Annotated in this window: 7 protein-coding genes; all 7 read left to right on the top strand. The window is 50.1% G+C overall.

The genetic code is table 11. The features are described from left to right. Positions 1-801: aminotransferase class IV (locus KF749_18525; protein MBX2993153.1), on the top strand; the 801-nt coding region annotated here is incomplete at its 5' end. 1 nt (position 802) lies between these two features. Continuing rightward, positions 803-1282 carry a DUF456 domain-containing protein gene (locus tag KF749_18520; protein ID MBX2993152.1) on the top strand — a complete coding sequence of 160 codons (480 nt, stop codon included), beginning with the start codon at positions 803-805 and terminating at the stop codon, positions 1280-1282. A 134-nt stretch (positions 1283-1416) separates the two neighbouring features. Continuing rightward, positions 1417-1830 (top strand): OsmC family peroxiredoxin, encoded by a 414-nt coding sequence (locus KF749_18515; GenBank protein ID MBX2993151.1) that lies wholly within the window; start codon positions 1417-1419, stop codon positions 1828-1830. A gap of 67 nt (positions 1831-1897) precedes the next feature. After that, the gene (locus tag KF749_18510) at positions 1898-2257 is read left to right on the top strand and encodes a cupin domain-containing protein (protein MBX2993150.1); all 360 of its coding nucleotides are present in this window, start codon (positions 1898-1900) and stop codon (positions 2255-2257) included. 269 nt (positions 2258-2526) lie between these two features. Then, a complete protein-coding gene (msrB, locus tag KF749_18505) occupies positions 2527-2928 on the top strand; it encodes a peptide-methionine (R)-S-oxide reductase MsrB (protein ID MBX2993149.1) in 402 nt (133 codons plus the stop codon). A 120-nt stretch (positions 2929-3048) separates the two neighbouring features. Further along, positions 3049-6264 carry an SNF2 helicase associated domain-containing protein gene (locus tag KF749_18500; GenBank protein ID MBX2993148.1) on the top strand — a complete coding sequence of 1072 codons (3216 nt, stop codon included), beginning with the start codon at positions 3049-3051 and terminating at the stop codon, positions 6262-6264. A 93-nt stretch (positions 6265-6357) separates the two neighbouring features. Beyond that, positions 6358-6490: ATP:cob(I)alamin adenosyltransferase (locus KF749_18495; protein ID MBX2993147.1), on the top strand; the 133-nt coding region annotated here is incomplete at its 3' end.

The raw sequence follows: 6490 nt of genomic DNA, 5'->3' as shown, positions 1-6490 counted from the left end.
GGCTTCATTGCGCCGGATCGGAAAGCGCATTTCAACGTGGCAATTAGAACCGTTCTCATCGATAAGCATTCAAAGGTCGCCGAATACGGAGTCGGGGGAGGAGTTGTGTGGGATTCCACTGCCGGAGATGAGTACGACGAATGTTTGACGAAGGCGCGTGTTCTCACAGAGATTCGCCCGCAATTCAATTTACTCGAGACATTCTTGTACACGAAAGAAGATGGCTTCTTCTTGCTGGATGAACATCTTATCCGCCTTAGAGATTCGTGCGAGTATTTCGGCTTTGAATTTGACAAGGACGCCGTATTGAGGATCTTGCATCAAGCAGAGCAGCAGTTCTTACACTCTTCGTTCCGCGTAACAATGGAAATGCACCCCAACGGGCTCCCCGCGCTCCAAGCGAAACCACTCGATACCTCAGCGCCGAGCATGCCGGTTCGTGTACGTCTTGCCCCCGCGCCTGTTGACTCGAACAATCTCTTTCTCTATCATAAAACTACCTATCGCAAGGTGTACGATGATGCCATTGCTTCAGCTTTCGAATGCGATGATGTGATTTTGTGGAATGAACGGGGCGAGATTACCGAATCAACCATTGCGAATGTTGTTGTTGAATTGGACGGGGATTTGTTCACGCCTCCGGTAGAGTGCGGGTTGCTGGCGGGGACGTTTCGCGCAAAGCTCCTGAGCGAGGGAAGAATCACAGAACGAATTATCAGCAAAGAAGAACTCGTCAATGCCCGGCAGGCGTTTCTCATTAACTCGCTTCGCAAATGGCGGAAACTGACAATCGTTGAATAATATGTCTACAGTACTTTGGGTTGTTGCCGTTGTTCTGGTTATAACCGGCATTGTGGGCGTCGTTGTTCCGGTTCTTCCCGGAACCTCGCTGGTTTTTGCCGGACTTTTCATTGCGGCTTGGGCGGATGATTTCGTGAACGTAAGTTGGTTCTCGATAGGAATTCTGGGATTGCTTGCCGTAACGTCATTCGGAATAGATTTCTACCTGGCGAGTTTTGGCGTCAAGAAGTTCGGGGCAAGCAAGCTGGCGATGTTTGGAGCAACTGTTGGCATGCTCGTCGGTATGTTCTTCGGGATTGTCGGTTTGCTTGTCGGCCCGTTTGCAGGGGCATTCCTCGGCGAGCTGATCATGAGGAAGGATCTTAAGCAAGCCGGCAAAGCCGGAGGGGGTGCATGGCTCGGACTTGCAATTGGCATTGCAGCAAAGATTGCGTTAGTGTTCACGATGATCGGGATTTTTGTGCTGGCATACATTTTCTGAATTGATGATGTGCCTGTCCTGAACGAGTCAGAACTTCATTCACTATTTAGGTAGTGAACGAAATGAGACATTGAATTGTTATTTACAGCAACTCTAAAACTTACAATCACTTACGAGGAAAGGAAACACACATCATGAAACGATCGGCAACAGCAGTATGGAACGGATCCGGCAAAGAAGGCAAGGGCGTTGTCTCGGTGCAGAGCGGTTTTATCAAGAATCAGGCGTATACGTATGCCTCGCGATTTGAAAATGCCGTCGGAACCAATCCCGAAGAACTTGTTGCGGCGGCACACGCAGGCTGCTTTGCTATGAAACTGAGTTTCGTTCTCGGAGCGGCAGGCTACACGCCGGATGCGCTCAACGTGACCTGCACAGTCAACCTCGACCAGGGGGCAATTATTGAAAGCCATCTTGAACTGAAGGCCAAGGTTGCGGGCATTTCTGCGGAGAAGTTTGCCGAATGCGCGAACGAAGCGAAGAGCACATGTCCCATCTCCAAATCGTTGACAGCAACAATCACACTTGATGCGAAGCTGGAGGGATAAAGGCGCCACGTCGGGGTTTGTGTTCCAATGCCCGGTCCCCCGATTCATTCCGATGAATGAGGAGATGATGGAGAAAGTCAATCTCAACGAGAAATTCAATCTGTTCAGCGAACAGTGGGAACCGAAAATAGTTGCGGAACTCAATGGGCAAGCCGTGAAGCTTGCAAAGGTAAAGGGTGAGTTCGTGTGGCATCATCATGAAGCGGAAGACGAGCTATTTTTCGTTGTGAAAGGAACGCTCACTATCAAGTTCCGCGATGAGGATATTGTGTTGAACGAAGGCGAAATGATAGTTGTGCCGAAGGGTATCGAACACAAACCTGTTGCAGAAGACGAAGTGTGGCTGATGCTGTTTGAACCGATGCAGACGCTGAACACGGGCAACGTGGAAAACGAACAGACAATAGAAAACCCTGAGAAGATCTAGAGCCCGTCAATGAAATCTCCGATGATCCACTTCTTCGAGTATTCCGCGAAGATTTGAGAGACGGACAAGATTGACAGGTTGACTCGCAGGAGAACCATTTTGCCTTATTCGTTGTATTACCTGATGTAGAGAAGCAAGAACAACGGGAGAAAACAGGAATGACCGAACGCATTATTGTCCTTGGAGTCGCGATGTTGTTAGGAATGGCCGCACTCTATTCAGCCGGACCAAGAATCAAAATATACTCTCTGGAAAAGAAGGCGTACGTTATGCTTGACAAAGTTGTCAAATCCGACGAGGAGTGGAAGAAACAGCTTACTCCTCTTCAATACGAAATCACTCGCCAGAAAGGAACACAGCGTGCCTTTACCTGCGAGTATTGGGACAATAAAGAAAAGGGCCTGTACAGATGTATTTGTTGCGACATAGATCTGTTCACTTCCGATGCAAAGTATCAGTCCAATACGGGCTGGCCGAGTTTCTGGAAGCCTGTTGCGGATGAGAATGTGAAAGAGGAACGTGATACCAGCTTTGGTATGATACGCACCGAAATACTCTGTGCACGGTGTGATGCGCATCTCGGCCATGTATTTGACGATGGACCGGAGCCGACGGGGAAGAGATATTGCCTTAATTCAGCAGCATTGCGATTTGTGAAAGACGGGAAGTAGAGGTTGAAATAATCAAAAAAATAGTCTCGTTTCTTTGAGCGCCACTCCGTATCTTGCGGGGTGGCGTTCGTTTTTCGGATTGCACAAGAAACAACGATCAATTCGTTTTTTTGCGTTCACATGGATATTTCTCTCACACTGATTGACAGCATCGCTGAACCGGGGACTGTTGCTCGTGGCCGGGCCTACTTTCACGACGGGCGCGTTCATCTCGAACAGATTGGCGACAACCACATCCGCGCAACAATTGATGGTTCCGATATCTATGCAGTTGAAATTCACTATGATGCTGCCGGATATGATGCGAGTTGCACGTGTCCCTTTCAGCGGGAAGGCAAGTGCAAACACATCGTGGCAACACTGCTTGCCGCAATGTACCGAAATGCAAAACTCGAGTATCACCCCCGTCAGCTTGAACGGAAGAAGCGGGAAGAACGCGCCACGAACTGGGTTCAGACAGTACGTCCGCTCCTGACGCCATCTGCAAGTGAACCCGGGGAAGAACAACCGGACGGGGCTTGGCGGTTGGTGTACAGTCTTAAGATAAGCGGCAGGCGTCGTTCACTGCATCCGGTCAAGCTTAAGCTGACCAAGGAGGGGCACGACGGGCAGGCAACGTTGCTCCGAAGATACGATCTGTTCGGCGACAGGCATTTCGATTCCATCGACCGGTTGATTCTGGAGCGCCTCACAAAAGAATTCTCCAGCACAGTCCCCGATGAGACATCGGTGGTTCATTCGGAACAGTTGGAGGACGATCACTTGTGGTCGATGAACGACATGCTCATGGGAGATGTTCTCGGCCTGCTTACGAACAAAGAACTCTATTTTGCCCATCAGAATCACTACACGTTCCGGCGGCTTCATGTAAGCGGTGAAGCGGCCCGGCTGAACTTGAGTGTCAGCGAGACAAATGACGGCAGCATTGTGCTTGAACCGGAGGTGGAATGGAAGGGGAGGATTCACCCCTTTCCTGACGATGCAGAGATACTCTCAATCGATACTCTGTGGATTCTCTTCGGAAATAACGTAGTAAGGCTTGGCGGCACAAATGCCGCAGGTTTCCTTGCGATGCAGAAACTCAGTGGCAAGGTGGTTGTTCCTCCGGCGGACAATGAAGAGTTTATGGAAGATGTCCTTCCCCGATTAGTGAAACGGTTCAGAGTACGTTCCGAACTCTCCTCGATCAAAACAATTGAAGCTGATCCAATTGCCCGGCTCTACATGAGTGAGTACAACGACAAGCTGAATGTTCAATTGCGCTTTTTGTACAGCACGGTTGAGGTCAACGAAAATCAGGGGGACACCGGCGATCAAAACGTGTCAGCTCAGGAATTGCTGGTGGAGGGTGGAACTTTCGTGTATGTGCAGAGAAACGCCGAGAAGGAATCGCTTCTCCACAGGAAACTGATGGAATCGTCTCTTGCGCCTTATGTTCGTCAAGACGGGACGAAGCACTACGTTCCGGTCATTGATCCGCTCGAGTGGCTCTTCAGGAAGCTTCCGGTTTTTGCGCGGGACGGGTTCGAAGTGTTCGGTCAAGAGAACCTGAAAAAGCATCGTCTGCGGTACGACCGGCCAAAAGTCGGCATTCGTGTTTCATCGGGAATCGATTGGTTCGATCTCAATGTGGATGTGACATTTGAGAAGAGTTCAGTGTCATTTCAAGCGTTTGTAGAGGCGATCCGAAAAAATGAGCAGTTCGTCAAGCTCGATGACGGTACGTTTGGTGTATTGCCGGAGCAATGGGTCAAGAAATTCGGACGGGCAGTCGCGCTGGGGGCCGCAGGAGACAATCTGCTGAAGCTCTCCCGAACACATATCGGCCTGCTGGGTGAACTTTCCGAAGGAGCAGATGAATTTGAAAGCGACGAACAATTCGATGTATTGCGGCAACGCCTGCAGGCTTTCACGTCAATTAGCCAGTACCGCCTACCGGCATCGTTTCAAGGCGAGTTGAGGCCATATCAAAAGGCGGGGTTCGATTGGCTGCATTTCTTGAGGGAGTTCGGCGTCGGCGGTATTCTCGCCGATGACATGGGGCTTGGCAAGACGGTGCAGACACTTGCTTTGTTGCAGCATGTGTATGAAAACGGAGAGAGTCTGCCCAGTTTGGTCGTTGTACCCACATCTCCGCTGTTCAATTGGCAGAAGGAGATAGAACGGTTCACGCCTCAACTTCGTATCCTGCTCTACACAGGGTCCGAACGCAAACAGCATCTTGAGTCGTTTGGCAAGTATCACGTGATTGTCACAAGCTACGGTATTCTCAGACGTGATGTTGACGTATTGAAGCAGAAGAAGTTTCTGTATGTTGTTCTTGACGAATCCCAGAATATCAAGAACCCGGTTTCGATCAACGCGCAGGCAACGCGGGCGCTGAACGCACGTCACAGGTTGGCCCTTTCAGGAACTCCCGTTGAAAACAATCTGAACGAACTTTGGTCGCAATTTGCCTTCCTCAATCCCGGGATGTTGGGTTCGGAACGGATATTCACCGAACACTTTGCAAAGCCGATCGAGAAGTATGCCGACGAACAGGCTTCGGCTGCCTTGAAACAGATGATATTCCCGTTCATACTTCGGCGAACGAAGGATCTTGTTGCAACCGAACTCCCTCCGAAAGTCGAGTCGGTTGTGTATTGCGAAATGGATCCCGAGCAGAAGCGTCACTATGACTATTGGCGTCACTACTACCGTGAATCGATTCTGAACAGCATAGAGACGATCGGTTTTCAGAAAAGCAGGATGAAGGTGCTGGAAGGATTAATGCGATTGCGGCAGGTGTGTTGCCATCCGCTTCTCGTCGATGTCGGTTACGGAGGAACATCGGGGAAGTTCGATGTGTTCAATGAAATGCTTGAGGATATTCTCGCCGAAGAACACAAGGTGCTGGTCTTTTCGCAATTCGTGAAAATGTTGACCGTGTTGCGTGGGTATTGTGAGAAGAACTCAATTGTGTACGAGTACCTCGACGGCAGTACGACGAACCGCAAGGAACGGGTGGAGAGATTCCAGTCGGATGACAACGTGAGGCTGTTTCTCATCAGCCTGAAAGCGGGAGGTACGGGGTTGAATTTGACCGCTGCCGATTACGTTATCCACTACGATCCCTGGTGGAACCCCGCGGTCGAGATGCAGGCAACCGACCGAACGCATCGTATCGGTCAGACAAAGCAAGTATTCTCCTACAAACTGATTACGCGTGAGAGTGTTGAGGAGAAGATACTTGCTCTGCAGGAAAAGAAGAAAGCCCTTGTAACGAGTATCATCACCACGGATAGCGGCTTCATGAAAACACTGACGAAGGAAGACGTGGAGGCGTTGTTCAGTTGAGATTGTTTTTGGGGATCAATTCATGAACACCGGCTCGTTGCTTGTCAGTGCATGAATGCCTAAATTCTCACACATGTTCCGAGATTTCCTGCAATGAAAATCTACACCAAGACCGGCGACAAAGGCGATACGTCGCTTTTCGGCGGGCAGCGCGTTCCCAAAGATGCACTACGCATCGAAGCGTACGGCACCGTTGATGAACTGAATTCCGTTCTCGGTATTGTGC

It is taken from the genome of Bacteroidota bacterium (genome assembly GCA_019637975.1).
GTDB lineage: Bacteria > Bacteroidota > Ignavibacteria > UBA10030 > UBA6906 > CAADGV01.
This window is presented reverse-complemented; position numbering and strand designations above follow the sequence as displayed.

Excerpts from the sequence above, each read along its gene's own strand:
- KF749_18500 (MBX2993148.1), top strand. The coding sequence starts at position 3,049 with ATGGATATTTCTCTCACACTGATTGACAGCATCGCTGAACCGGGGACT.
- msrB (MBX2993149.1), top strand. The coding sequence starts at position 2,527 with ATGCTTGACAAAGTTGTCAAATCCGACGAGGAGTGGAAGAAACAGCTT.
- KF749_18520 (MBX2993152.1), top strand. The coding sequence starts at position 803 with ATGTCTACAGTACTTTGGGTTGTTGCCGTTGTTCTGGTTATAACCGGC.
- KF749_18510 (MBX2993150.1), top strand. The coding sequence starts at position 1,898 with ATGGAGAAAGTCAATCTCAACGAGAAATTCAATCTGTTCAGCGAACAG.
- KF749_18515 (MBX2993151.1), top strand. The coding sequence starts at position 1,417 with ATGAAACGATCGGCAACAGCAGTATGGAACGGATCCGGCAAAGAAGGC.